Below are 26,808 nucleotides of genomic sequence, written 5' to 3'. Positions count from 1 at the left end.
CAAATGTCCAACAGGTTCTTTTCTGCAACGCATCCAGGATGCTTGGTTCATACCTTCCAGGTTCACTCTTTACGCTGTGACTTGCTGATTGCTGCCAGGAAGATGATTGCCTCTGGTTCCGGTCGGCGTGTGACTCTGTCCGGCAAGATATCAACTTTAAGCAATGGAGATCGAAATACCGCATCGGCCCGCACCGGACGAGTTCTTGGCTTCATTGTCCCCACATTCCCCAGCCGGATCGTGTCGCCCCCAATCGGAGTGTCTGGCGGTACCCGCATAGGTGAATCACTGCCGACAGTTGCATTCTAAGTAACGCCTGCCGTTTGGCAAAGTCTAAAAGTGCATGCTTGTGTGCAAAACAAGTGTCTACTGTTCTTGTCATTGCAGATATTGCAAAACGCCGGGCCGGTACTGCTGTGTTTCTGCTTGCTGCCAACTGAGGCAAGACCGCTCTGTGCAACAAATATCCAAGCAAAATCGAGACATTTCTCCATCGACACGAATCAGCCGCTGACCCCTAATAAATAAGGAGTCGGGCGGTGCGAAACCTAGATGCGAAGAGCCAATTGGACAAGGGGATAGGGTAGCCGGGAAATGCGGATGTGACCCGTGCGCCTCCAACTCGACAGACAGGAATGTGCGGTGTCCTAGCGGGGGTGTTACATGAAGTTCGACAGTCTTAACGCGCGCATGCATGCGTCTATTGCGGCGCTTGCCGGCTCCTTTTTTGTCTACGCCACCGTGCCTGCTGTCGCATCATGCTCAACCTCAGGCAGTACAATTTCCTGCCAGGGCGATGTGTCCGGCGTTGACCTGGATGTGACCGACATTACCGACGTCACCATCTTCAATCTCTCGCAGGATGCGGGGTCGATGAGGTTCTCTCAAACGGCCGCTGATGGTGCCGGCAGGACGAATGAAGTTGGCGACAACGGTTCCGATGCGACGACTTTGGATTTGTCTTTTAATGGCGGTTCGTCCCACGGTGCCGTCAATGCAGGCGGCGACGTTCTGATAATCGATCTTCTGGGCGGCGCGGGCTACAGCGGTGAAGGCGGCAAGAAAACCGCGGGCGCTGGCGGCGACGGCGGCAGTGGTGGTGGCGCAACGGTAACGCTGGAGAACGCCAGGATCTTTCAGGGCGACAATACGCTGTCCGTTGAAGCGATCGGTGGAGCCGGCGGCGATGGCGGCGAGACCTCCACACCGGCGAAGGATGCAACCGGCGGCGATGGCGGCGATGGCGGCGGCGGCGGCGATATCACTATTCAGGCGAGCGGCGACGGCATCAAGGCGATGCAGGCGACGGACGGCGCACTGTTCTTTCTGTCCTCTCAGGGCGGTGATGCCGGAAAAGGAGGCAAAGGCAGGGTAGGCAATAGCGGATCGAATGCCCAGGGAGGCGATGGCGGCACGGGCGGTGACGGCGGCACGGTCTCGTTGATCCTGTCATTCAGCGATGGCGCCGTATTTGAGGTTGATACTGCCATAGGCGCTGGTCTTTCTGCCCCCATCTGGGTTGAGTCGATCGGCGGGGCCGGCGGGGCCGGCGGAGATGCCGGCGGTGACGGTGGAAGCAGCGGCGGGCTTGTTGGCGGTGATGGCGGCGGCGGCGGCACTGGCGGGTCGGTGACCGTCGATTTGACCAATGTGACTGTGACGACCGCAACGGACAGGGCCATCGGTCTTCTGGCGCGCAGTCTGGGCGCCGCCGGTGGCAAGCGTGGCGAAAAGGAAAACGGGGACGGCTCACCTGGCTCGAACGGTGGCGACCTCAATGCCGGAACCGGCGGGGCTGCTTCTGTAGAGTATGACGGCACGATCACCACAGCGGGCACGGACAGCGTTGGCATTCTTGTGCAGAGCATCGGCGGCTTCGACACCAGCGTCGGTGTCAGCACCACGGCCTTCAGCGCGGGCGATCAAGGCGGAGGCAATGCGGGAACTGCTGACCTGACGCTCGACGCCAATGCAAATGTGACGACGGCCGGCGACGGCGCGGACGGTTTGATCGTGCAGAGCATCGGCGGCGGTGGCGGTTGGGCGAACACCAGCGACAGCGTGACCACGCTGGGCTCCGATAGTTCTGCGGGAGGGGATGCCGACAAGCCGACCCTGACGCTGAACGACGGGGTTGAGATCGAGACCCAGGGCGACTCGGCAATCGCTGTCCTGGTTCAAAGTATTGGTGCCGGAGGCGGCTCGGTGCAGTCCGGTGATGGTGTGACCAATGTCGGCGCGCCCGGCGGAACCGGCGGATCCGGCAACGTGGTGACGGCGACGATCAAGGCATCCAGCATTACAACCCGGGGCGATGCGTCGGACGGGATCGTGATGCAATCCATTGGCGGTGGCGGTGGGCGCGCCGCCACCACAACGACTCTGAGCGCTGACTTTTCGCAGACAGTGGGCAGCAGTGACGGCGCTGTCGCCGACGCGGCCGAAGTCACACTGCACAACAGTTCTTCGTCCGTCGTTGACATCAATACGTCGGGCGACCGCTCAAGGGGGCTGGTGATGCAGTCCGTCGGCGGCGGCGGCGGTGACGCCAGCAATATCCTGTCCATTGGATCGGCCGTGTCGGTAGATTTGGGCGTCGGCCAGGCCCCCGGAGGGGCGTCCGGACACAGCGACGATGTGACCGCCAGCGGGATCTACTCCACCATCGAGACATCCGGGCAATTTGCCCACGGCATCCTGGCGCAATCGATCGGCGGCGGCGGCGGATCTTCCGGAGCCATCATCGACTACACGGCGGCAACAACCGCCAATGTTGGCGTCACGCTCGGCGGTTTGGCAAACAATACGAGCAATACGGCAGAAGAGGTCGATATCACCGTTCAGGAGCAGATCACAACAAAGGGCTTCAATGCCCACGGTGTGCTCGCCCAGTCAATCGGCGGCGGCGGCGGCGAGGCGAGTGTCCTGCTATCGGGCGAAACGCCGACTTCGGCGAGTTTCAGCACCTCTATCGGTGGTGATAACGGGCAGGGCGGCCCGAGCGGTGAGGTGTCTGTGACGGTTGCCGATACAGTTATTTCAACGAGCGGAACCGGTGCTGCCGGCATCCTGGCCCAATCGATCGGCGGCGGCGGCGGATATGCCGGCTGGTCGTCCGGTCTGGGTGATATCTCATCGGTTGATTTCACCATGGAGATCGGCGGACGTGGCGGTGCAAAAGGCGCAACGGCGGAAGTATCCATAACCAATAACGGCCAGATCGAGACGACCGCTGAGCATGCGATGGGGATCCTTGCTCAGTCGATCGGTGGCGGTGGCGGCGCGGGCGGTATTGGCTTCGGCGATACCTTAACCGACGTCACCGTCGGCGGTCTTGGCAGCGGCGGCGACCCGGGCGCACTTGTGCAAATTCAGGGCACAGGCAGTGTGACCACCGGCGGCAAGGGCGCCATCGGCATCTTTGCACAGTCGATCGGCGGCGGCGGCGGCGCGGCGGGCGATATCGCCTTTGCGCTTGGCTCCGATTTTGATGCCGCGAACTTTGGTGTCGGTGTATTGGGCGGTTCGGATGCCGGCACCGGAGGTGATGGCGGCGAGGTGCAGATTACCTCCCGCCTCATCACCACAACAGGAGAAAGTGCACACGGAATCTGGGCGCAGTCGATCGGTGGCGGCGGCGGGGCTGTTGGTTTCAGTGGCGGAGGCACAGCGACGAGGCTTGTCGGCAGCGCCGGCGACGCCGGCGATGGCGGCGCAGTGACTGTCACCACACAAGACACACTAAGCGTTTCCGGTGACTATTCCGCCGCGATCTTTGCTCAGAGCGTCGGCGGTTCAAGCGGCAATGGTGGTGATGTCACCATCAATATCAACGCAGATGTCTCGTCTTCCGGCACCGAGGGATGGGGTGTCGTCGCTCAGAGCGCCGGTGGCACTGCCGCCGGCACTGTAGCCGTTAATATCGCCAGTGGCGTCAGCCTTTCGACGACGGACACGTCGGCCAATGAACCGATTACCGTTCTCGGCGCTGATATGCTGACGATCGGCAATTACGGAACGCTCTCGGGCAACAGTGGCGATGCCCAACTTGTCAATTCCGCGGCATTGAACAACACGATCAACAACTACGGAACCATAACCGGTAATTTGGCCCTGTCCGACAGCAGCACCAACACGTTCAACAATATGAGTGGTGGTCTGTTCGAACCGGGTTCTTCGGTCGATCTTGGTGATAGCGGTCAGTTGGACAATGCCGGCACGATATCGTTTGGTGGTCAGGACAATATAATCTCCACCACCTTCAAAGGCCTGACGACCACGACATCCGGAACTTTCCTGTTCGATGTCCAGATGGGTGGACCTGAGACGGCTTCGGATTCCGACTACCTCACCTTTAACACAAGGACGACCCAACAGACCCCGTCGGGAACGGTGGAAGTTAACCTGACGGGCACCAACCTCAAGGTCTCCGGCGATGCGGATAGCATCGGCATCATGTATGCCGGCGGGCCGAGCAACATCTCCATCGACAATTTGACGGTCTCCGATGGTGCCATCATTGACTACTCGCTGTCTGTTGAAAGCGGTGGCGAGGTCGTGTTGGATTATGCCGTGGATTATTCCGCCGTCGAGTCGCTCCTGTCGGCCAATCAGCAGACGATCCACGATCTCATCGAGGAATTGATTGCCGCGCGCATTGATGAGCTTGAAAGCAGCACCAGCACAACGACGACAGCGCTTGCGGTGCCGTCCGTTGCTTCTGCTTCGGTTGCGCCGGCTGCGGCCGCCTCCGGTTCCTCCTTTGCCTTCATCGAATCCATCGCCACCAGTGTGCTGGGTGCAGCAAGCGCTTCCGAGCTTGCCGCCCTTTATGACAGGCTTGCTCCGGGCGATGTCTTTGTCGCCGCCGATGCGGCGCTGTTTTCTTCCTATCGCTTTAGCGAGATGCTGGGCGGCTGTGAGGCACAAAAGCCTTCCGGACATGCAACCCACTATTGGGACAGCACCTGCGCCTGGATACAGATGGGCGGCACGTCTCATAACAGAGACCGCAGCACCAACTCCATCGACTATGATGAAAACGCCTTTGCCATGGCTGCCGGTGTCCGTTCCGAGATCGCAACCGACTGGATGCTGGGCTTCGCCCTCGGCTTTGAAAACATCAGCCAGTCCAACACCACCTTCAACTCCGACGGCTACCGTATCCAGACAGGTGTGATGCTGACCCGCACGTTCGGCGCAACGGAACTGTCGGGATCGATCTCGGGTGGTTACAGTCAGTATGACTTTACCCGCTATGCCTATCACACAAGCGGCTGGGCGGCGGCAACGGCCAAGCCGAACCTTGCCTGGGGCTCAGGTCATATGCGTCTGGCCCATGCCTTTGCGGTGAATGACAGAGTAACTGTCAAGCCGTCCTTCGGGGCCGGTGTCACCCATATCCGCCAGGGCGCGTTCAGCGAGACGGGGGCGGGGGATTACCAGCTTCATATCGGCACGATCGAGAACACGTTGTTCAGCTTCAACCCGTCGGTTGATGTGACCTCGAACTTCCAGCTTGGCGGCATGGCTGCCAAGGCGACATTCCATGCCGGCTTCCTTGCTTTTGCGGGCGATGTGACCAGTTCGACAACGGCGCAGTTTGCGGTTGGCGGCCCTCAGTTCACGCTGATCGACGAGGCCGAGCGTTACTTCGCCAATCTCGGGGTCAATATCGAAGCGCAGATCAACGACCGCTTCACCTTCGAGGCGGGTGTCGATGCGCTCTTCTCATCAGATGTCCAGAACTATGGCGGCGGCGTCGGGCTCAAAATGAAGTTCTGAGGCGGTGGAATATGAGAACGCGGGAGCGTCAAAGGGCTCGGACTGACGAGCACTGGAGTAATCCGGGCGTTGCGTTTGCCGCGCTCGCCGGCTCGTTCTTTGTCTATTGCACGGTGCCTGCCATCGCCGACTGTTCCACCTCGGGAACCACGACGACCTGCAATGGCGATCTTGATCTCGGCGAGACCGTCGACCTTGACGACGTCACCGAGGTCAAGATCGAGAACCTGACGAACGATTCAGGCCCGCTTGTATTTTCGGATATTGCCGATCCGGGCGCTGACACCACTTCAGTGGATGTGTCCTTTGATGGTTCCTCCCAATACGGGGCGAGCGCGTCGGGCGAGACCGTCCTGACGGTGGGCCTCCAGGGGGGAGCAGGAGCCGCGGCATTGGCGGGCAGCAATGGCAGCGATGGCGGTTCCGCTGGCTTCATCAATCTGACACTCGACAATGCGACCGACTTCGATGGCGAGAGCATATTCTCCCTGGAAAGCAGGGGCGGTGACGGCGGCGAGGGCTATGCGGACAATGAGGCCACGGATGGTGGTCAGGGCGGTGCTGCCGGCTTGCAGACGATAAAGATCGGAAGCGGCGGAATTGGTAAGGTGACCTCCTATCAGGGGATTGTTTTCAACCTTGTCTCCTCGGGTGGAAATGGGGGGACCGGGGGAGGGGGTAATGTCGGCACCGGAAACGGGTTGGGTGGTGACGGCGGCGTGGGTGGTGCCGCCGGAGACCTGACGGTAGAGGTCGATAGCGGGGATATATCGGACCTTGTCGGCGATGAAAGCATCCTGGTTTTCGCCGCATCCAAAGGCGGAGACGGTGGTGCCGGCGGCTCCGCATCAAGCACCGATACAACCCATGCCGGGGACGGAGGCACGGGAGCCGCCGCCGGCAACATATCGGTCGCACTCTCGTTCAGTGAAACCGTCTCGGTCGGCAACAGTAGTGATGGGAGGTCCATAGTCTGGATTGAATCCGTGGGCGGCACCGGAGGCGATGGGGGAAAAGCCGAACCCGTTTGGCCAGAGAACGGCCATGGCGGTGACGGTGCGGCGGGAGCGGCGGCCGGCACGGTGGATGTGAGCCTTTCCGGAGTGTCCTTGGCAACGACTGGTGAGATGGCTGCCGGCGTGCTGGCCAGAAGTCTTGGCGGTGGCGGCGGAAAGCGCGGAAAATCGACACGCGGTTCGGGCGGATCCTACGGAAGTCTTCTCGAAGGGGGAACAGCCGACCGGGTCTTTGTCGAATTCGATGGCGAGATAGAAACGCTTGGGCAATTCAGCACGGGCATATTGCTGCAGAGCATCGGCGGGTTTGGCGGGACCGCCGGCGTGTCCACGTCGGTTCAGACCTATGGTACCAATGAGCGAAGTGGCGGCGATGGCGGACAGGCTGAGCTTATCCTTGCTGCGGGCGCCGGTGTGCAGACCCATGGCGACAATGCCGAGGGCGTTCTGGTTCAAAGCGTTGGCGGCGGCGGCGGCAAAGCCATGGACAGCGACGGTGTGACGACTGTCGGCGGAGCTAAAGAGTCGATTGGCGATGGCGGCGATGCGGTAGCCACACTCATAGATGGAGCATCGATTTTCACCGGCGGCACGTTTTCCGCCGGTGCCGTCGTTCAATCCATCGGCGGCGGTGGTGGCGTGATGTATTCCGACGATGATGATGATGACATAGCCATACGCGCCGAAGGAGACGCCTATGGCGGAAACGGCGGGACAGCGACAGTCGATTTGAACGACGGAAGCCGGATTGAAACGAACGCTGCGTATTCCGCTGGTGTCATTGCCCAATCTATCGGCGCAGGTGGAGGAATTGCCCGTTCGACCGATACAGGGGTGACATCTATCGGCGCCAAGAAGAGCAGCCCTGCCGGGGATGGCGGCACGGTCAGCGCGGCACTGGATGGAATGACCATCACAACAATGGATGTCGGTGCAGGCGGCGTCGTTTTGCAATCCATCGGCGCTGGCGGCGGTTATGGTGTCAGTGATGTGACACCTGAAGCCAAATTCTCGCAAAGGTTGGGTGGTACCGGCGGAGGCGGCGGCGATGGCGGTGGTATCCTTGTGAACAGCGGATTACCCGGCAGCATCACGACGACAGGAGATCTGGCGCGTGGACTGATGGCACAATCTGTGGCCGGAGGTGGTTATAGCGTCAATGATCTATCGGTCGGCGAAGATATCACCATTGTTGTCAGCTTCGGCCAGGTGCCGAAGGTAAACGAGGAAGCTGATGACATTGCCGAATCAATCGGCTCTGGCGGTTTTGTAGAAATAGTAGATACCTATTTCACCATCGGCACATCAGGCGACAATGCGCATGGTCTGTTGGCGCAGTCGGTTGCCGACGGCGGCGGCTCATCGGCGACCGCAATTGACTACACATCCAAAGTTATGGCTGACACAGCGTTCTGGCTTGGCGGTGAGGGTGGCAGGGACAGTGGGTCGAGCAGCGGAGGGGTTGTAGACGTCACCGTCGATGCTCAAATAACGACAGGGGGTAATATAGCCCATGGCGTGATCGCCCAATCGATCGGCGGCGGCGGCGGCGAGGCCGGTTTTGTGCTCACCGGCGATGAGGTCTCCGAAGCAAAATTCACTGCTGAGGTAGGTGGGACAAATGGGCAAGGCGGTTCTGCCGATAAGGTCACGGTGACTGTCAATGATGTCATCGGGACATCCGGTCATGGTTCGCATGCCATTCTGGCCCAATCGATTGGCGCAGGCGGTGGGGCCGGCGGATGGACCTCGTCAATTGGGAGTATGAAGGATGCAGATCATTCGCTCTCTCTCGGGCAATCCATCACAACAAACCAACCGGAACGGTCCGGCCTGGGAGGTCAGGTCGAGGTCTATCATCAGTCGGGGCTTGATCTGACGACAACCGGCGACGGTGCCGTTGCGATCCTGGCACAATCGGTCGGCGGCGGTGGCGGTAGCCTGGCGATGATCCTTGCGGGCGATGTCACGTCGGGAACGGGTGTCGATTTGACGGTTGGCAACGATTCCAGCTATGGCACGGACGCCGATACGGTTACGGTGTTGACTGACGGGTCTATCGGCACGCAAGGCGATGGCAGTATCGGTATCCTGGCGCAAAGCATAAGCAATTCAGGCGGCTATGGCTCCTATGTCGCAAGCGCCGACACATTCGACGTTGATGGTTTTACCGCTAAATCCCAAGGCGGTACAATCAGCGATGGTATGTCCGGGGATGTAAGCCTCGAGGCCATTGGATCAGTCACCACGCTGGGCGATCACGCATCGGCTCTTTTTGGTCAAAGCGTTGCCGGCGGCGGCGGCGTGTCAATCGCCCTTGTGTCTGCCAGTGACCTGGCCTTGGATTCCCTTTCGGTCTCGCTTGGTTCTTCAGAGGGTAAAAAGGGAACAGCGGGCGATGTTGTTGTGCAGAATACTGCAAGCCTTGGTACATCAGGCGCCAATTCGCACGGAATTTTTGCCCAGTCCCTTGGCGGCTCAGGCGGCTATACCGGGATCGTCGCCCAAGCTGATTTGAGCACGCAGTCATTTGCAACCGATGTAAGCCTGAAGCTTGGGGGTGACAGCGGTTCGAAAAACACCAGCGGCATGGTTGAAGTGACCAACAATGGTGGCATCATCACGCAAGGGTACCGTTCGCGCGGCATTGTCGCCCAGACAATGGGCGGCGCCGGCGGCGAGGCCGGTTTGAGCTATTCGGGTGTTCTGTCCCCGACCTCCGGTCAAACCCTTACGACAGAGGTGACCATTGGAAATCTCGCCGGCTCCTCGGGCACGGTTGGCGACGCCAAGGTTTATAATTATCAGGAGATCAACACCGGGGGCTTTTACTCCGATGCAATCTTTGCCCAGTCTGTCGGTGCCGGCGGGGGATCCGGCGGCAATGCCTTTGTCCTGAGCAACATTGATTCGACCGATGTCAAATTGTCGGTTTCCGTTGCTGTGGGCGGTGAGGGCGGCCAAAGCTCCGATGGCGGCACGGTTTATGTCGAGAACACGGCAAAACTGCAAACCGGCAAGGCCGGTTCTTCCGGTATTTATGCCCAGTCAATCGGCGGTGTTGGCGGACGGGCCGATACGGCAGGGGCCGTACTTTTGAACTTTCTGGATATCGCCGACGGAAACGCGGTCGCGGTTGATATGATATTCACGCTCGGCGGTACAAGCGGAAACAGCGCTGACGGCAATACCGTTACGATCGTCAACGACGGCGAGATCGATGCGTCCGGCGAGGCGTCGCGGGGCATCTTCGCCCAATCGATCGGCGGCGGTGGCGGTGATGCCGGAATAGCGTCCGCCTACAGCGTGACCCAGCTCATGACGTCCCACGGCGCCGGGACCAATACGTCGTCGCTCGATGCAAGCTTTGCCGTTGGCGGCAACGGTGCGACTGGCGGTGACGGAAACACGGTTTCAATTGCCAACTCCGCCCGGATCGGCACGGACGGTCTGGCCGGCCACGGCATCTTCGCCCAGTCCATCGGAGGCGGCGGCGGAACCGGTGGAGACGGGCAGCTTGGCAGTCCGGACTTTGCAACGGATTTCCAGACCGCGTTCTATGACGCCGGCGATATCGAAGAGGTCATGTCGGACTACGTGTTCGCCGATGCAGATACGCTGACCAACCTCAACAGCTGGTACAATGATATTTTGGCCACGGACACGCTGACGGTCTCATCAACCTTGACCAGCTGGTCAATGAGCATTGGCGGCCAGGACGGTGCTCTCGGCAGTGGGGCCGAAGTCTCCATTACGGGCAGCGGCGATATTTCCACGACCGGTGATCATGCGGCCGGCATCTTCGCTCAGTCGATCGGCGGCGGCGGCGGAGCGGGGGGCATCGGCGGCGGTGACCTGCTGACTGACGTTACCATTGGCGGGCTTGGAGGTGGCGCTGGCGATGGCGGTGTTGTCGCGATCAATTACCACGGAGCCGTGACCACCGCCGGTCAGGGCGCGATGGGCATCTTTGCCCAATCGGTGGGTGGCGGCGGTGGCGCTGCCGGCAATATTGCCCTGGCATTAAGTTCCAGTTTCTCGACCGACAGTTTCGGCCTTGGTGTTGTCGGCGGTGGCACCGCGGGAGACGGCGGCAATGGCGGTGAGGTGACGATTGTCGCCCACGCCATCACCACGACGGGCGAGAATGGTCATGGCATCTTCGCCCAGTCGATTGGCGGAGGCGGCGGTGCGGCCGGCATTGATGACGGCACGACGGTTACAGCCAATGTCGGCAATGCCGGCGATACGGGCGACGGCGGCGCAGTCAACGTCACAGTCAATGATACGCTGAGTGTTTCCGGTGACTATTCGGCCGCGATCTTTGCTCAGAGCCTCGGCGGTTCTGCGGGCAATGGCGGCGATATCACCATCAATCTCAATGCCGGCGTGTCCTCCTCCGGCACTGGCGGCTGGGGCATCGTCGCCCAGAGTGACGGCGATGCTTCAGCCGGCGATGTGACGATCAACATCGCTGAAGGCGGGAGCCTTTCAACGACCGGCACATCCGCCAATGAGCCGATCACCGTTCTGTCGGCCGCTACGCTGACGATCAACAATGACGGCACTCTGTCGGGCGGCGATATCAATGCCGGGCTCCTCAATTCCTCGGCACCCGTCAATACGATCAACAATAACGGCACGATCACCGGTGAGTTTGCCCTTTCCGACAGCAGCACCAACACGTTCAACAATATGAGCGGCGGCGTGTTCGAGACCGGCAAGAATGTCAATCTTGGGGAGGATGGTGTCCTGGACAATGCCGGTTCAATCTCCATCGGCGGCGCGGACAAGATCATCGAAACCATCTATGAGGGCACGCTCACCACAACGTCCGGGACATTCCTGTTTGATCTGGAAATGGGCGGTCCTTTGACGGACAACGACGCCGACTATCTGACGTTCGAAATACAAACCACGACCTACACGCCGACCGGCACGCTTGAAGTGAACCTGACCGGTACGAACCTGAAGACGTCCGGCGACTCAGGCAAAATCGGCATCATGTATGCCGGCGGACCGGACAATCTCGATATCGACAATCTGACGGTCACGGATGGTGCGGTGGTCGATTATTCGCTCGACAAGGAATCCGGCGGCGAGGCAAAGCTTTCCTATACGGTCGACTTTTCCTCGGTTGTCTCGCTTCTGTCGGCCAATCAGGCGGAGATCCACGATCTCGTCGAGGAATTGATTGCCGCGCGCATTGATGAGCTTGAAAGCAGCACCAGCACAACGACGACAGCGCTTGCGGTGCCGTCCGTTGCTTCTGCTTCGGTTGCGCCGGCTGCGGCTGCCTCCGGTTCCTCCTTTGCCTTCATCGAATCCATCGCCACCAGTGTGCTGGGTGCGGCAAGTGCCTCGGAGCTTGCCGCCCTTTATGACAGGCTTGCTCCGGGCGATGTCTTTGTTGCCGCCGATGCGGCGCTGTATTCTTCCTACCGCTTTTCAGAGATGCTGGGCGGCTGTGAGGCACAAAAGCCTTCCGGACACGCAACCCACTATTGGGACAGCACCTGCGCCTGGATACAGATGGGCGGCACGTCTCATAATAGAGACCGCAGCACCAACTCCATCGACTATGATGAAAACGCCTTTGCCATGGCTGCCGGTGTCCGTTCCGAGATCGCAACCGACTGGATGCTGGGCTTCGCCCTCGGCTTTGAAAACATCAGCCAGTCCAACACCACCTTCAACTCCGACGGCTACCGTATCCAGACAGGTGTGATGCTGACCCGCACGTTCGGCGCAACGGAACTGTCAGGATCGATCTCCGGGGGCTATAGCCAGTATGACTTTACCCGCTATGCATTCCATACGTCCGGCTGGGCAGCGGCGACGGCCAAGCCGAACCTTGCCTGGGGTTCTGGCCATATGCGTCTGGCCCATGCCTTCGCGGTCAATGACCGAGTGACGGTCAAGCCGTCCTTCAGCACGGGCGTGACTCATATCCGCCAGGGCGCGTTCAGCGAGACAGGAGCTGGAGATTATCAGCTTCATATCGGCACGATCGAGAACACGCTGTTCAGCTTCAACCCGTCTGTTGATGTAATCTCCAACTTCCAGCTTGGCGGCATGGCTGCCAAGGCGACATTCCATGCCGGCTTCCTTGCCTTTGCGGGCGATGTGACCAGTTCGACAACGGCGCAGTTTTCCGTTGGCGGTCCAGCCTTCACGCTGATCGACGAGGCCGAGCGTTACTTCGCCAATCTCGGGGTCAATATCGAAGCGCAGATCAACGACCGCTTCACCTTCGAGGCGGGTGTCGATGCACTCTTCTCATCCGACGTCCAGAACTATGGCGGCGGCGTCGGGCTCAAAATGAAGTTCTGAGGCGGTGGATCAGTTTCCGATAGTGCGTCATGCGGCCGCCATGGTCGATAGCCGATGAAACATGCGTCGGCGACTGTCCCGCGGCAACCTGTCGTTTAGTTCCTGGCTTGCCGTCTCAACCGCCTTTACCGAATGCTAAATCGTTTTTGTTAGAACATTGAACTTGAAAGGGTCGTAGCCAATACCGGAGCGCGTGAATGGCAGAAGATAGTCATGGGAAGCTGGTGCAACCTGATACCGGTCGCCAACCGGCCGAAGGCGCGAATTCGATTTCAGTAGATTTTCCGGACAAACGGGCTGTCGTTGACCTGGCCGTTGCGTCGATCGGTTGCCAGGGGGCGGCCCTATCCACAATCACCCAAGGTCAACACAAAATCCTGGCGTCGAAAGGTGATGGATTTTCCAAATTGCACGATCACGAGAAACTGGTTGAGAGCGTTCTGACGACCGGGCAAAGACTGGTGGTCGAGCCGGACCAGACAGGTGGTGCGCTTTTCGTAGGCCTTCCATTGCACGTTGGTGGGCCGGGGGTGATGACTGCACATGATCGGGCAAACAGCACAAAGCCAGTCGGTGTGCTTTCGATCATGTGTTCCAGGCGCACCGTCCTTACGGCTGATGACAGTCGAACGCTTGCCAATCTGCAATCGATTCTCAATTCGCTGCTGGAGCGGCAGGATGTGCGCCGGATTGCCGCTGAACGCCAATCGGAGCTGAAGCTGACACTTGAGCAGATGGACCAGGGTATCACGGTTTTTGATGCTGATGCTCGCCTTACGCTGTGGAACCAGCGCTATATCGAAATGTTCGATGTTGATCCGGCCCTGGCTCGCAAAGGTTCTTCGCTAAGAGAGCTGATTGGTTCACAACGTCACGAGAACGGTTTCGAAGGTTTTGGGACCAAAGACTATGACGACATGCTCTCCCAACTGCGCGAGGGCCTGGCGCGGGGCGAAACCGTTGAGGGCGGAGTTCGCCTGAACAACGGCCGCGTCATCTCTTCCATTCACACTGCCATGCCGGATGGAGGCTGGGTCGCAACGCATTCGGATATTACGGAGCGCGTCCTGGCGCAGGAAAGAGCCGAGCGGGCTTCTCTCCATGACGGCATGACGGATCTGGCCAATCGGACCAAGTTCAACATGGAGTTCGAGCAGCGGAACCAGCAGGACGGGCGGCTGGTCATCATGCTGATCGACATCGATCACTTCAAAGCCGTGAACGACAATTACGGCCATGAGGCCGGTGACACCGTGATCATGAGTGTCGCGGAGCGGCTGAAGAGTTGTGTGCGTTCGACCGATGTGGTGGCGCGGCTGGGCGGGGATGAGTTTGCAATCCTTGTGCAACTGAAGGCCGAAGCAAATAGTGATGTGGCACAGTCGCTTGCCGACAAGGTCGTGAAGCGGATGGATGAAAAACTCCGTTTCAAGGGCGCGGTGATCAATTTCAGCATAAGTGTCGGATATTGTGAAACAATCACTGGTCAATGCGATCTGGAAAGCGCGCTCTCCCGTGCTGATTTTGCGCTCTACAAGGCCAAGAAGGATGGTCGGGGACGGTATCAGGCGTTTGATGATTCAAACGCCAGTGAACTGCAACGCTCGAAAAAAATGCGGGCGCTTGTCAAGCAGGACACCTATGCCGAAACGCTCACCGTTCACTATCAGCCTATGGTCTGTTTGCAGACCGCGAAGGATTACTGTTTTGAGGCGCTTATCCGCTGGAACGGCAGCAAGTCGGAGTACATGGCGCCGATCGACATTATCCAGGCGGCTGAGCAGAACGGGTCTATCGGCAGCCTTGGCAACTGGGTTCTGAACCAGGCGCTGAAGGATCATCAAGGCTGGGATGGCACGACACGTATTGCGGTCAACGTGTCGCCAAGACAGCTGGGCAATAGCGGTTTTGCGGCACAGGTCCTGGCGGCCCTGCACCGCTGGAACCTGCCGCCCGAAAGTCTGGAACTGGAGGTAACCGAAACGGCGCTGCTTGACGAAAGTGCCTCGATTGCAGAGCTGCGGAAGATCAAGGAACTGGGCGTACAGATCGCTCTGGACGATTTCGGCACCGGCTATTCCTCCCTGACGCTACTACAGCATTTTGCCTTCGATAAACTGAAGATCGACAGGTCTTTCGTGAAGCTGGTGGACTCCGATACCCTGTCGCACGAAATCGTCGGTTCGGTTTTGGAATTGGGGCGGAAGCTGAAGATCGAGACCATAGCCGAAGGCATTGAAACCGAGCGCCATCTGGCAGCCATGAAGTCGCTGGGCTGTAATATGGGGCAGGGCTATCTGCTCGGAAAACCAATGCCAAAGCAACACGTCGCCGAGCGCCTGCTGGCTGCTGAAAAAGTGGCGTGAAACAGAAAGCCCTCATCGTCTTGAACAAACGACAGCGGCAGTCTGTTAGTTCGAAAAACCGCGCGCCCTATTCCGGCTCGTAATAGGCCGTAGAGACATCGCCTTCCACGTGGGTATAGGTGCCCTCGAACTCGTCTTCGGAAATGCGGACGAATTCCCATTTGCCCAACGCATCCTGATACTCGAACTTTGAGGCAAACGATCCCGTATAGGCCATCTCCATGCAATTGACCTGGCGGCAGTGGGAGACCTCACAATAGGTCAGGCTCTGATCGTCCTTGAGCACAATCTTTGTGTAGATCGGGGTCTCGTAATCCCCCTCCCAAACACCGACGAATTTTGCATCCTTTGCAAGGGACGGGCCGGTCAGCACGATGCCGAACAGCAATGCAGCAAATCGTTTCATACCCTTCCTCCCAAGAGCCTCAGCCAAACATATCAGCAACAATGGATTCGTACCACGCAAGAGATTCCTCGTAGGTCTCTTTGCGGATCTCGGCACCTTCCCTGCGCTGGGAAACAAATCCTTCGACGCGTTTGATGCCATCAGGCGTCGCCTCGTAACTGGCCCCGATTTTCACACTGTCTTGAGGCGCAAGCAGTGACCAGCAGATATTGTTGTAGTCAGGTTCGGGCAGCTCCCGGTCCTGGAGCCGCGCGAGGATGGCCTCGGCACAGGCAAAGGCCTGCGAGTTGGCCGAAAAGGCTGATTTCGGCATATCGCCCTGGGCCGCCGCATCTCCAAGCACGTAGATATTGTCGTCAACCTTCGAACGCATGTCATGGGCGTAAACAGGCGCCCAGCCATCAACTGTTAGACCGGCGAGCTCGGCTATTTTTCCGGCCTTTTGCGAGGGGATGACATTGCAGGCATCGACCTTGATCGTCTCGCCATCGAGCCTGATTGTCATGTCGTCCGGGTCGACTTCGAATGTCGACATGTCGACGTCGGAGTTCATATCGATCATGCCCTTGTAATATTTGCGCCAGCTTTCGCGGAACAGGGACATCTTTGAAAAGAGCGGCTTCGGATCGGCAATGATGATTTTTGCCGTTGGATTGATCTGCTTGAGCAGATGGGCAATGATCGTTAGCCGTTCGTAGGGACCGGGCGGGCATCGATAGGTGCCCTGCGGCGGCACGATGGCAAAGACGCCGCCTGCCGGCATTGCCTCAATCTGCGCGCGAAGCAGGCGAACCGGTGCTCCACCCTGATAGGCGTGCGGCATTTTATCCTGATCGTCGAGCGACCAGCCGTTCACTGAGCCGTCGACGAAATCGATGCCGGGCGCGAGGATCAGCGTATCGTAGCGCAGGGATCCGCCAGTCAACTCGATCTTCTTCTTGTCACGATCAATTGCCTTGGCAAGGTCATGGACAACGGTGATCCCGTAGTCAGAGGCAAGGGTCCCGTAACCGTGCTCAAGTCCGCCGAAGTCTCTAAAGCCGCCAAGATAGTGATTTGAGAAAAAGCATGACCGGTAGGTCTTGTTGGCCTCAATCAGTGTTACGTCAATCTCGCCCTTTGTGGCCCGCGCAATATGCCGTGCAGCGGTCGCTCCGCCTGCGCCGCCTCCGATGACAACGACGCGGTGCGTGGCCGCCTGACTGCCGGCGCTCTGAGCCCTTGCGGCGGTACCGAGCGCAAGTGCGGCGATGCCAGCTCCGACAAATTGACGTCGAGACTGCTTTACCATCGTTCCTCCCGGTGGGCCGGCCGCCTAGTGGAAGTAGAGGCCACCGCACACATTGAGCGCCTGACCGGTCACATAGTCCGAAAGGTCAGACGAAAAGAATACTGCCGGTCCGACGACATCCTTGGGGTCGCCAAGCCGTTTGAGCGACGTGGACTGAGACCACTTGTCCACCTCTTCCTGGCTGCCTAGCTTGTTCATGGCCATTTCGGTCAGGATGATGCCCGGACAAATTGCGTTGACGGTGATGCCGTCTGAGCCCACTTCCTGCGCGTAGACCCGGGTGAGTGTCACAACAGAGGCCTTGGTTGCGGCATAGTGGCCCTCCGTCGGAATGCCCTGGCGCGCGGCGAGGGACGCTATATTGATGATGCGGCCCGCCTTGCGCTGTCGCATCTGCGGCAGGATCGCATTGGTGCAAAGCAGGACACCCTTTGCGTTAACGTCGAAATGCGCGTCCCAGGATTCTACGTCAAGCTTCTCCAGCTCCGTCGCAACAAGAATGCCTGCGTTGTTGACCAGGATATCGATCTGTCCCATGGCCGCGGTCGCTTCCGCGATACCGGCTTCCACCTTTTCCTTGTCGGTAACATCCAGCTCGACCAGTTCACACCGCCGCCCTGCAGCCTCGATGTGGCCCCGGACCTTTGCCTTGGCCTCGTCCTGACCTGGAAGGTCAGCGATAACGATATCTGCGCCCGCTGCGGCAAGTCCCTGTGCGAGCGCGGCGCCGATGCCCCGCGAAGCTCCGGTAATCAGCGCGGTCTTTCCTTCAAGGATCACTGCTTCAACTCCTTCAATGGCCAGTCGTTCATCGCCTTTTTCGTGGTATCGAAATCCTTCAGGATGCCCTGGCTTCCAAGCCCGCATGCCACATGCGCGGCGACCGTGTTTGCAAATCTTGCGCTGTCGCGCAGAGACCAGCCTTTGGACACACCGGTAATGAGACCGGCGGTGAAACTGTCTCCGCATCCGGTTGTGTCGACAACTTCGACCTGGTGCGCCGGGAGTTGAAATGCCTCTGCGTCATGAGGCAGCACGAAGACACCGTCACCCTCCAGTGTCAGTACGACATTTTTCACGCCCTTTGCCCGGAACCATTCCGCAACCGCAGCTGGCTCACTTTTGCCGGCCATGGCGCTTGCTTCCTCAATCGAGGGGACAAAATAGTCGATATGTTCCAAAAGGGGCTCGACAAGGCCGATGGTTTCTTCATTTGCCAGGATGAGATCAAAAACCGTCGTCCGGCCCAGTGACTTTGCCCGCTCCAGCAGCTTTCTGGATGGTTCGCCGTCGAAACTGGCGAGCAGGCCCGTTCCGCCCAGATGAATGATATCCGCATCGAGCGCCTGTTCCATTGCCGGTTCCGAGAGTGTGAACGTGTTTGAGGCCCCGGGAACGAAAAAGGCCGAGCGCGCGCCATCCGAGCTGATCGGCAACATGGACATGGCGGTTTGTGCGCCGGACGACCGCGACACTAGATCGACATTCATGCCCTTTGAAGCCATTTCAGAGACAAGCCAGTCGCCCATCGGGTCATGGCCGACTTCGGCTGCAATCTGAACATTCAGCCCGAGCATGGCGCAATCGAGGGCAGTCGCTCCTGCCGTTCCCGCAACGGTCATCGTCATCTGCTCGACAAATGTCGCTCCGCCCTTTGGCGGCATGGCGTCCGCATGGGCGCACAGCGTATCCAGAACAAGGAACCCGATGGCTGAGAGATCAAATTTCGGCAACGGTCATTCTCCCCGTTTCTTGAGGCCAAAGGAAAGGGCGAGCACCACAAAGATCAGGACGCCGATGCCGACCTGTTGCCAGAAGAAGTTCCAGCCTATCAGCAGAAGCCCGTTGCGCATGATCGCCAGCAGGAAGACACCCATCAGCGTGCCGAGAACCGACGGACGCCGGTCGGATGTCAGCGCGGTGCCGATGAAGGTTGCGCCGATGGCGTCAAGAAGGAACGCATCACCGGAAAGAGGAATGTAGGATTTGACCTGGGAGGACAGCAGTATGCCGGCGATACCGCACAACACGCTACAGAAAACAAAGACCTTTGACAGCTCCCTCGGCACCCTGACGCCGGAGTAGAGGGCGACGCCTGGTTTGGCTCCAAGCATCGCCACGTAACGACCGAAAACCATTTTGTGCAGGACGACATAAACCGCGATTGAGCACAGGATCAAAATCCATATCGGCAATGCCAATCCAAGGATTTGGGTGTCCGAAATGGCCCGGAAAGTGGGCGCATATTGTTCCGTTGTCAGCGTGATCGGCGTGCCACCATTCGTCGAAAGCCGCTGAACCGAGCTTCCGATGAAAAGCACACCCAGGGTCGCCAGGAAGGCATCGATTTTCAGCTTGTTGATCAGGAACGCGTTCAAGGCCCCGACACAGAACGCTGCAAAAAGCCCGCCCGCGACGCCGAATACGGCGCTGTAGCCGGCCGCGAGCAGCGTGAAGAAAACCAATGCCGACATATCAACCGACACGCCGACGGACAGGTCGATGCCGCCGGCCGCTATCACGATCGTCATGCCGAGAGAAACGATGGCAAGAAGCACGACCTTGTTTGCCACCACATTGTAGAAATTCTGGAAGGACAGAAAGCTTTCCGAAGCGATGGAAAAAATAATGATGACCGCAACAAACGCGATCGGCAGAATGAGGTTCGATAGCCTGCTCAGGCTCAGGGGCATTTTTTGTGTGTTTTCCATGATCACGATCCCTGCGCTGGTTTGGCGAACGATGTCAGCGCGACAACAAGCAGGATGAGCGCGCCTTGAACGCCGCTGACCCAGAACGAGGAAATCCCAAGCAGCTGGAACCCGTTGGCGAGAAAGCCGATGAACAGGGAGGCGATCAGCGTTCCGCCGATTGTCGGCACGAACCGGCGGGAAAAAACGGTCCCGAGCAATGCGGCCGCCAGAACCGGAAGCAGCAGGAGGCCGGTGCCCAGCGAGGCGGCGGAAAGTCTTGATACGATCATGATCGAGGCAATTGCCGCGCACAGGCCGGAGAACATGTAGCTGAAATAGACATAAAAGCCGACATTCAGACCGGCCGCGCGCGCGGCTTCGGTGAACCCGCCGACGGCATATAATTTGACGCCGAACGGTGTGAAGTGGGCGAGGGTGGCCGCAAAGGCGGTAAAGAGGAGCAGGATCCAGGCAAGGGCCGAGATGCCGAGGAAACGTCCAAATTGCAGCGCTGAGAGAAGTTCTGATTCCACGCCAACCACGGAGTTTTCCGTAATGGTCAGCTCCAGTCCGGCAGCGATGTTCATGACTGCAAGGGTTGCCAGAAGAGGCATGATGCGGAAACTGACGACGGCAATGCTGTTCAGGAAGCCCATCGCCATTCCGGTAAGCAGCGTAATCGGAATGGCGACAATCTCCGAGTAGCCGAGATTCATAACCGTTACCAGCACCGCGCCGCAAAGCCCTGCATTGGCGGCGACCGACAGATCGACGCCACCCTTTTGGATGTCCGTTCCCGTGCCGATGAAGACGAAGGTCATGCCAAACGCCAGCATGGTCAAAATGGCTGATTGCTCGACCACATTTTGCAGGTTGAAGGCCGATGTGAAGCCCCGGGCATTGAAGGCGAAGTAAAGCAGGATTGCCGCAAGTGCCGCATAAGCGCCAATGCGCACAAACAGCGCGGCAACTACCCGGCGATCGACGGAATTTTCCTGTGCGACTGTTTCATTTGCCGACATTACGAAGCTTCCCTCTGATCAACAGAAGCGCCCGATGCCACCGCCAGCAACGTATTGCTGTCTACCTCACCACGTTTGTATTCGCCCACGATTTCACCCTTGTAGATGACCAGAATGCGGTCGCACATCTCCACGGCTTCCTCCAGGTCGGAGGAAACGAAAATCAGCCCTTTGCCTTCCCCGGCCAGCCGGTTGATGAGGTTATAAATCTCGACCTTGGCGCCGACATCCACGGCAACCGTCGGATCGTCGAGCAGGTAGACAGAGCTGTCGCAGCTCAGCCACTTGGCCACGACAACCTTCTGCTGGTTGCCGCCCGAAAGGTTTTTCACCGGCAGGAACCTGTCCGGCGTCTTGATGCCGAGTTCGCCAATCAATCCGTCGACAACCTTGGCTTCTTCCTTGAAGTTGACGAAGCCCTTGTTTGAGCGCTGATCGATTGAGGCAACAGAGATGTTTTCAAAGACCGTCAGGTCGACGGCAACACCGTGGGCCCGCCTGTCTTCAGGGATCATGGCGATGCCGGCGCGCACGGCCTGAGAGGGCGCGCTGAAAGAGCGGTCCGTGCCGTTCAACCTGATGGATCCGCTGTCGGCCTGATCCAACCCGAACATGCATTTGAGCAGCTGCTTGTCGCCCGAGCCCAGGAGCCCGATCAGGCCAAGCACCTCTCCCGAATGAAGGGACATTGTGATGTCGTTGAAATGCCCCTTGCGTGTGAGGTTTTCGATCTCAAGGATCGGTTTGCCGATCTTGTGATCGCGCGGCGGGTACATCTCCGAGGCGTCGCGGTCGACCATCAGCGACACGATTTCATCAATGCTGGTGCTGGATGTTTCGACATTGCCGGCATTCTGGCCGTTCCGCAATATGGTCACGTCATCGCACACATCCATGATCTCCTGCATGTAGTGCGAGATGAAAACGATCGCGATGCCCTGGTTTTTCAGGTCCCGCAAGACCTTGAAGAGACTATTTGCTTCAGCTGAAACAAGCGCTGCCGTGGGCTCGTCGAGAACCAGAACCTTCGCGTTGTTGGCCAGCGCGCGTGTGATTTGGACGATTTTCTGTTTTGCTGCAGAGAGATCGCGAACAAGCGTGTTCGGATCGATCTCGACATCGAAATACTTCTGAATGAGGGCTGCGGCGTCGCATTTCATTTTCCTGATGTTGAGGAAAATTCCCGCCCTGGGTTCGTTGTTCAGGAAAACGGCCTCGGCGACCGTTGCTGTGGGAACCAGCAGTCGGTCCTGGTGGATGAAGTGCACGCCTTCCTTTTCAATCGACGCGGGCGTTATCGTTTCAAGGGCTTTGCCGTCGACTGTGATTGTGCCGGCGTCATTGGCGTAGATGCCCGCAAGGACCTTGATGATTGTGGACTTTCCCGCCCCGTTTGCGCCGACCAGGCCGTGAATGGAGCCTTTGCGCACCAGAAGATCGACATTATCCAGGGCTTTTACAGGGCCAAACTCCTTGGATATGCCGCGCATATCCACCGCCACGTTTGACATGCAGATCTCCTTGCCTTTGCATCGGTGACCCCACCCGTCAGGTGCGGGTAGGGTCGTATCGAGCCGTTGGCTGACTTAGTTTTTGGGCAGGAAGTCGGCAGCGACTTCCGATGCATTCGCCTTGTTGATCATCATCGCAGGAACAAAGGTCACCGGAGGAATGTCCTGGCCATTGAGATATTTGGCGACATTTTGCGCTGCGCCCTTGCCGATTTCATAGGGCTGCTGTGCAGCAACAGCCTGGGCCGGTGAATTCGGGTCCAGGATCATTTCGACGAAGTCCGGAGATCCGTCGATGCCGTAGACCTTGACCTCGTTGCGGCCGGCCTTTTCAATCGCCTGCGTTGCGCCGACGCTCGGGCGGTCCCAACAGGCCCAGACAGCTTTGAGACCCGAGTTCTCATCGAACTTGGTCAGCATGTCGGTCACGTCTGCGAATGCCTGCTGAACCGTATTGGGAGCAACATCCTTCAGCTCCGGCTCGATCATCTCGATACCGGAAAAATTGCTCATGACATACTTCAGCTGGTCATAGCGGATTTTACAGACCGGCACGGAATAGAAGCCGTTGAAAACAAGGATCTTGCCTTCGCCGCCCATATCTTCGGCAATCTGAAGGGCAAGGTCGGAACCGATGCCGTAATTGTTTGACGTCGTGTTGTTGACGGAATGCTCGGTAATCGTGTCGACCGTGAACAACGGGATGCCGGCATCGCTGATCCTCTTCAGCCACGGGTCAAGAACCTTGATGTTTCCGAGCTGCTGGATAATCGCATCAGGCTGCTGGGCGATCAGCGTCTGGATCTGGTTGATCTGTGTCTGGTCATTGCGCTCTGCATCCAGTGCGATGACCTCGGCGCCAAGCCGTTCCAGCTCCTCGATCTGCCCCTTGTAGGCCTGAAGGTCCCAGTGGTGACTTGTGCCGACGACAGTCACGCCGATGGTTTTGCCTTCGAGCGACAGCTCCTCCGCCGATGTCGCCGAAACCATAAGGGCACCTATGGCAGCTGTTGCCAGGGCTTTTGCCAGTTTTTTGAATGTCATGGATCACTCCTCCGTGTTGCGCTACTTCAATCACGCGTCGAGGCCCTTGTTTTCCGGGCTCTTAACGCTGGTCAGTCCGTATTCGCTGATCTTTGCGATGACGTCCTGAATCTGTTGTTCACTAAGCAGTGGCGGCTCTCCGAGCTGGAGGCAGCCGTGATACTGCTTCGCCAAAGCTTCAAGCTCGCCGGCAAGCCAGAAAGCCTGCTCGATTGAACTGCCGACCGCGATCATGCCGTGATGTGCAAGAAGGCAGGCCTTTCGGTCCTCAAGGGCCTTCACCGCCAGCTCGGAGAGTTCCGGTGACCCGTAGATCTCGTAAGGGGCACATCGTATTGTCGACCCGCCGAAGACGGCGAGCATGTAATGGATTGGCGGAATTGACTTGCCCATAATGGCAAGGGTTGTGCAGTACGTCGGATGGGCGTGTACGACGGCGTTCACTTCATCACGATGGAGCAAGATGTCCCGGTGAAAACGCCACTCGCTGGATGGCGCAAAATGCCCAGTCGGATTGCCCGCCTTATCAACGAAAACGACATCTTCAGGCATCAGGGAATCATAGGGTCGGCTTGTCGGCGAAATCAGCATGCCCTCTTCGTGACGGATGCTGATATTTCCGCTTGTGCCCTGATTGAGGCCCGTTCGGTTGAGCGCTTTGCAGTGCTCAACGATCGCCTCACGCTTTTGTCTCTCACCGTCTGACAAACGCGAATCCCTCCCAAAACTCGTGCCGGTATTTCTGGTAATAACCAGCACGCTAACTTTGGATATCACTCCTGTCAATCGCGTTTTTTTGGAAACAAGACTTCAAATTCTGGGTACGACTAGAACGGCGCGGGCGGGTAGAACATCGGGCTGTGACCATCGGTGTTTGGCCGGATTGATCGTGTCATCGGCTCCCGGGAGGAGGCGGGTAATCGACTATATCTACAGAAAATACAGAGACTTATCAGCGGTTGGCATCAACCGAGATATGAATGGGAGAAACCTCTGCGTTGTAATAGGATCGATAAAATTCCAGTGGAAGCTGCTCTGCATCATAGGCGATGGACTGGATATACAGCAGGGGGTGCCCCTCTTCGACTTCAAGCCGTTCAGCCAGGGTCGCATCGGCGAAGCCGCCCTTGATCCACCGGTCCGCCCGCGCGACCGTCAAGCCGAACCTTTCCCGGATGGTGCCGAAAATCGACTTGCTCTTCATGTCGAAATTTTCCATCCCGGGCAGCCGGTGTGCAGGCAGGGATATGCGCGAATGGGTGATCGGCGAGCCATCCGCCACATAGACGCGGACAAATCTCAACACCTTGAAGCCGACAGGAAGCCGCAGTGCCTTGGCTTCCTCCTCGTCAGGTTCAAACAATCCGAATTCGAATGTCCGCTCTTCGACATCCATCCCCTTGGCCGAGAGATCGTCGAATACCCCGGTGGCCGATGTCATGAAGTCAAAATCACCGCGGCGGGCTGAAACGAATATTCCCTTTCTGGCCTGTTTTGCGATCAATCCTTCGGACACAAGGGCCGACAGGGCATTGCGAACAACCGGCCTGGAAAGATTGAACATCCTGGCCATGGCAAGTTCCGACGGCAGGCGGGCATTCTCGGTCAGTGAGCCGTCACGGATTTTCTGTTCCAGAAGGTTTTTCAGCTGCACCCAAAGCGGAATTTGCGTGTCCCGGCGGAACTCGGTTGCTTCGGCAAAACGATGGAATTCCTCTGCAGCGACCGCATTCGTCACATCATATCCTGGCCGGCCACGTGGCAGGGCAGCCCGGTGTTCCAACTCGTCAGTTTCTTGCACGTAACGGGCCTTCTTCAATGGATCCAATCGCAACGCGATGTCTTTGTTGTCATCAGGTTAGACGAAATTACGCTGCTTCTGCAATCTCCGCATTCGGCTGCAACCGGTCAGCAATTGGCAAGTCGGTTCCATCAAGGGGGCCGTCATGTCCCAGTCAGTCGCGATGTCGTTCGCGCGCGATGCTGCGCTTCCCTCCTGGGGCTTAAGCTGAAGGAAGAACAGGCGGCTGACTGGGGGTGAAGCGTTGCTTTTGCGCCAGCCACCTCTCTAAAGATAAAATCAGCTACTGGAACCAGCCGCTCACCGTGTCCGCATTTTCCTCAACCCATGCCTTGGCGAACTCAGAGGGATCTTTGTTCTCAACGGATAGTGCGTAGGTCATCGCCGACAGGGTATCGGTGTCGAGCGATACATTGTTCAGCATGGCCGCGACCTTGGGATGATCGCTCTCCAGCGAGGCAGCATATCCGATATTGAGATTGGCGGTGTCCCAGGCAACACCCGCGCTCGACTTCTCGAACCAGCCCGGGGTGGGCGAGGGCTGGACGATAATCCATTTTGTGGAATCGTAGGCGGGCTCTTCCAGAACCACCAGCTCATTGACGACAAACATGTGATGGGGCGTGTAGCAGAAGAAGACGATATTCTTGTCTTCAGCCACCGCCTTTTCGACCTCGGCCAGGGCAGCGTCTTCTTCCATGATCTTCAGTGTCATGGTCTTGTCATAGCCGTAAGACTTGGCCCGCACCTGCTCGATAGGTGTCGATCCCCATCCATCCGCACCGATCCAGATATCTCCCTTGCCGTCGCCGTCGGTGTCGAATTTCTTGGCCATCTCGGGATTGCGCAGTTCCTTAAGTTCCTTGATCCCGGTTCTCTCGGCCGTTCCCTTCGTCACGCACATTGCCTGGGTGCCGGAGGCGCCGCTCGGATTGAGCTTGATGGTTTTCTTGCCGTCGACATATTGCCGCTTGAGGTGGTCAAGGTTTGGTAGCCAGGCTTCGGGGTGCACATGCATTGTTCCCGCATCAATGGCCTCAAAGACCGCCTTGTTGGACCCGTCCTGAAGCTCGACCTCAACGTCAAGATTGTTTTCAAGGGCAACCTTGAGCACATGGGCCGTTGCCTGTACGGAAGGCCAGTTTGGAACACCGATGACCACATCCGCCGCAAGAGCGGCTGAACCATAGGCCGACATGACGGCGGCGCAGCCAAGCGCCAGAAATCTGTTTGCCATTGGCTTTACTGATTGCATTTCGAACTCCTCCGTTCAGGGATGTTTCGATCACCGGGGTGACCGGGGCATGCGCACGATGTTCGTCGCCAGATCAAATATACTAACGCAAATCGCAGCACTTCACCAAAACACAGCGGTTGTGGCTGTGGTCAATACCGGTAATCCGCGCGCCCCGGCGGGCCGCCGGATAGGGCGGCACAAGGCTTTGCCGCCACTTGGCCAGCTTTGAGCTTTTCAAGGTGCCAGCACCGCGATGGCGGGAATTGAGCTGCTCATTGTGCAGGATTTCGAGCAAAACGTACCG

At 58.3% G+C, this 26,808-nt stretch carries 14 protein-coding genes; 3 read left to right on the top strand and 11 right to left on the bottom strand.

The genetic code is table 11. The features are described from left to right. Window positions 1–663 precede the first annotated feature (663 nt). From OQ273_RS12320 to OQ273_RS12310, 3 genes are all read left to right on the top strand, one after another. Window positions 664–5,784: an autotransporter outer membrane beta-barrel domain-containing protein gene (locus OQ273_RS12320; protein WP_267990798.1), complete on the top strand. Its 5,121-nt coding sequence runs from the start codon at window positions 664–666 to the stop codon at window positions 5,782–5,784. 11 nt (window positions 5,785–5,795) lie between these two features. Further along, window positions 5,796–13,133: a hypothetical protein gene (locus OQ273_RS12315; RefSeq protein ID WP_267990797.1), complete on the top strand. Its 7,338-nt coding sequence runs from the start codon at window positions 5,796–5,798 to the stop codon at window positions 13,131–13,133. A gap of 197 nt (window positions 13,134–13,330) precedes the next feature. Continuing rightward, window positions 13,331–15,499, top strand: a complete 2,169-nt coding sequence (locus tag OQ273_RS12310) for a putative bifunctional diguanylate cyclase/phosphodiesterase (protein WP_267990796.1) — start codon at window positions 13,331–13,333, stop codon at window positions 15,497–15,499. 67 nt (window positions 15,500–15,566) lie between these two features. Here OQ273_RS12310 and OQ273_RS12305 read toward each other — a convergent pair whose 3' ends face one another. The 11 genes from OQ273_RS12305 to OQ273_RS12255 form a co-directional block, all read right to left on the bottom strand. Further along, complete coding sequence (locus tag OQ273_RS12305; RefSeq protein ID WP_267990795.1) at window positions 15,567–15,905, bottom strand: hypothetical protein; 339 nt, start codon at window positions 15,903–15,905, stop codon at window positions 15,567–15,569. Between the two features lie 19 nt (window positions 15,906–15,924). After that, window positions 15,925–17,196, bottom strand: a complete 1,272-nt coding sequence (locus OQ273_RS12300) for an NAD(P)/FAD-dependent oxidoreductase (protein WP_267990794.1) — start codon at window positions 17,194–17,196, stop codon at window positions 15,925–15,927. Between the two features lie 24 nt (window positions 17,197–17,220). Next, a complete protein-coding gene (locus tag OQ273_RS12295; RefSeq protein ID WP_267990793.1) occupies window positions 17,221–17,976 on the bottom strand; it encodes an SDR family NAD(P)-dependent oxidoreductase in 756 nt (251 codons plus the stop codon). After that, the gene (locus OQ273_RS12290) at window positions 17,973–18,929 is read right to left on the bottom strand and encodes a carbohydrate kinase family protein (RefSeq protein WP_267990792.1); all 957 of its coding nucleotides are present in this window, start codon (window positions 18,927–18,929) and stop codon (window positions 17,973–17,975) included. Before OQ273_RS12290 ends, OQ273_RS12295 begins: the two co-directional genes overlap by 4 nt. Window positions 18,930–18,932: 3 nt before the next feature. After that, a complete protein-coding gene (locus OQ273_RS12285) occupies window positions 18,933–19,907 on the bottom strand; it encodes an ABC transporter permease (RefSeq protein ID WP_267990791.1) in 975 nt (324 codons plus the stop codon). 2 nt (window positions 19,908–19,909) lie between these two features. Beyond that, entirely contained in the window at window positions 19,910–20,911 is a 1,002-nt protein-coding gene (locus OQ273_RS12280) for an ABC transporter permease (RefSeq protein ID WP_267990790.1), read from the bottom strand. Continuing rightward, complete coding sequence (locus OQ273_RS12275) at window positions 20,911–22,422, bottom strand: sugar ABC transporter ATP-binding protein (RefSeq protein ID WP_267990789.1); 1,512 nt, start codon at window positions 22,420–22,422, stop codon at window positions 20,911–20,913. Before OQ273_RS12275 ends, OQ273_RS12280 begins: the two co-directional genes overlap by 1 nt. Before the next feature lie 75 nt (window positions 22,423–22,497). Next, a complete protein-coding gene (locus OQ273_RS12270) occupies window positions 22,498–23,466 on the bottom strand; it encodes a sugar ABC transporter substrate-binding protein (protein ID WP_267990788.1) in 969 nt (322 codons plus the stop codon). Between the two features lie 30 nt (window positions 23,467–23,496). Further along, window positions 23,497–24,174, bottom strand: coding sequence for a class II aldolase/adducin family protein (locus tag OQ273_RS12265; RefSeq protein WP_267990787.1), 678 nt, complete (start codon window positions 24,172–24,174; stop codon window positions 23,497–23,499). A gap of 244 nt (window positions 24,175–24,418) precedes the next feature. After that, the gene (locus tag OQ273_RS12260; protein ID WP_267990786.1) at window positions 24,419–25,204 is read right to left on the bottom strand and encodes a GntR family transcriptional regulator; all 786 of its coding nucleotides are present in this window, start codon (window positions 25,202–25,204) and stop codon (window positions 24,419–24,421) included. A 346-nt stretch (window positions 25,205–25,550) separates the two neighbouring features. Beyond that, window positions 25,551–26,522: an ABC transporter substrate-binding protein gene (locus tag OQ273_RS12255; RefSeq protein WP_267990785.1), complete on the bottom strand. Its 972-nt coding sequence runs from the start codon at window positions 26,520–26,522 to the stop codon at window positions 25,551–25,553. Window positions 26,523–26,808 lie beyond the last annotated feature (286 nt).

Source organism: Hoeflea prorocentri (assembly GCF_027944115.1).
GTDB classification, from domain to species: Bacteria; Pseudomonadota; Alphaproteobacteria; order Rhizobiales; family Rhizobiaceae; genus Hoeflea_A; species Hoeflea_A prorocentri.
This window is presented reverse-complemented; position numbering and strand designations above follow the sequence as displayed.

Coding starts and splice junctions, on each gene's coding strand:
- OQ273_RS12320 (WP_267990798.1), top strand. CDS start 664: ATGAAGTTCGACAGTCTTAACGCGCGCATGCATGCGTCTATTGCGGCG.
- OQ273_RS12315 (WP_267990797.1), top strand. CDS start 5,796: ATGAGAACGCGGGAGCGTCAAAGGGCTCGGACTGACGAGCACTGGAGT.
- OQ273_RS12310 (WP_267990796.1), top strand. CDS start 13,331: ATGGCAGAAGATAGTCATGGGAAGCTGGTGCAACCTGATACCGGTCGC.
- OQ273_RS12305 (WP_267990795.1), bottom strand. CDS start 15,905: ATGAAACGATTTGCTGCATTGCTGTTCGGCATCGTGCTGACCGGCCCG.
- OQ273_RS12300 (WP_267990794.1), bottom strand. CDS start 17,196: ATGGTAAAGCAGTCTCGACGTCAATTTGTCGGAGCTGGCATCGCCGCA.
- OQ273_RS12285 (WP_267990791.1), bottom strand. CDS start 19,907: ATGGAAAACACACAAAAAATGCCCCTGAGCCTGAGCAGGCTATCGAAC.
- OQ273_RS12280 (WP_267990790.1), bottom strand. CDS start 20,911: ATGTCGGCAAATGAAACAGTCGCACAGGAAAATTCCGTCGATCGCCGG.
- OQ273_RS12275 (WP_267990789.1), bottom strand. CDS start 22,422: ATGTCAAACGTGGCGGTGGATATGCGCGGCATATCCAAGGAGTTTGGC.
- OQ273_RS12270 (WP_267990788.1), bottom strand. CDS start 23,466: ATGACATTCAAAAAACTGGCAAAAGCCCTGGCAACAGCTGCCATAGGT.
- OQ273_RS12255 (WP_267990785.1), bottom strand. CDS start 26,522: ATGCAATCAGTAAAGCCAATGGCAAACAGATTTCTGGCGCTTGGCTGC.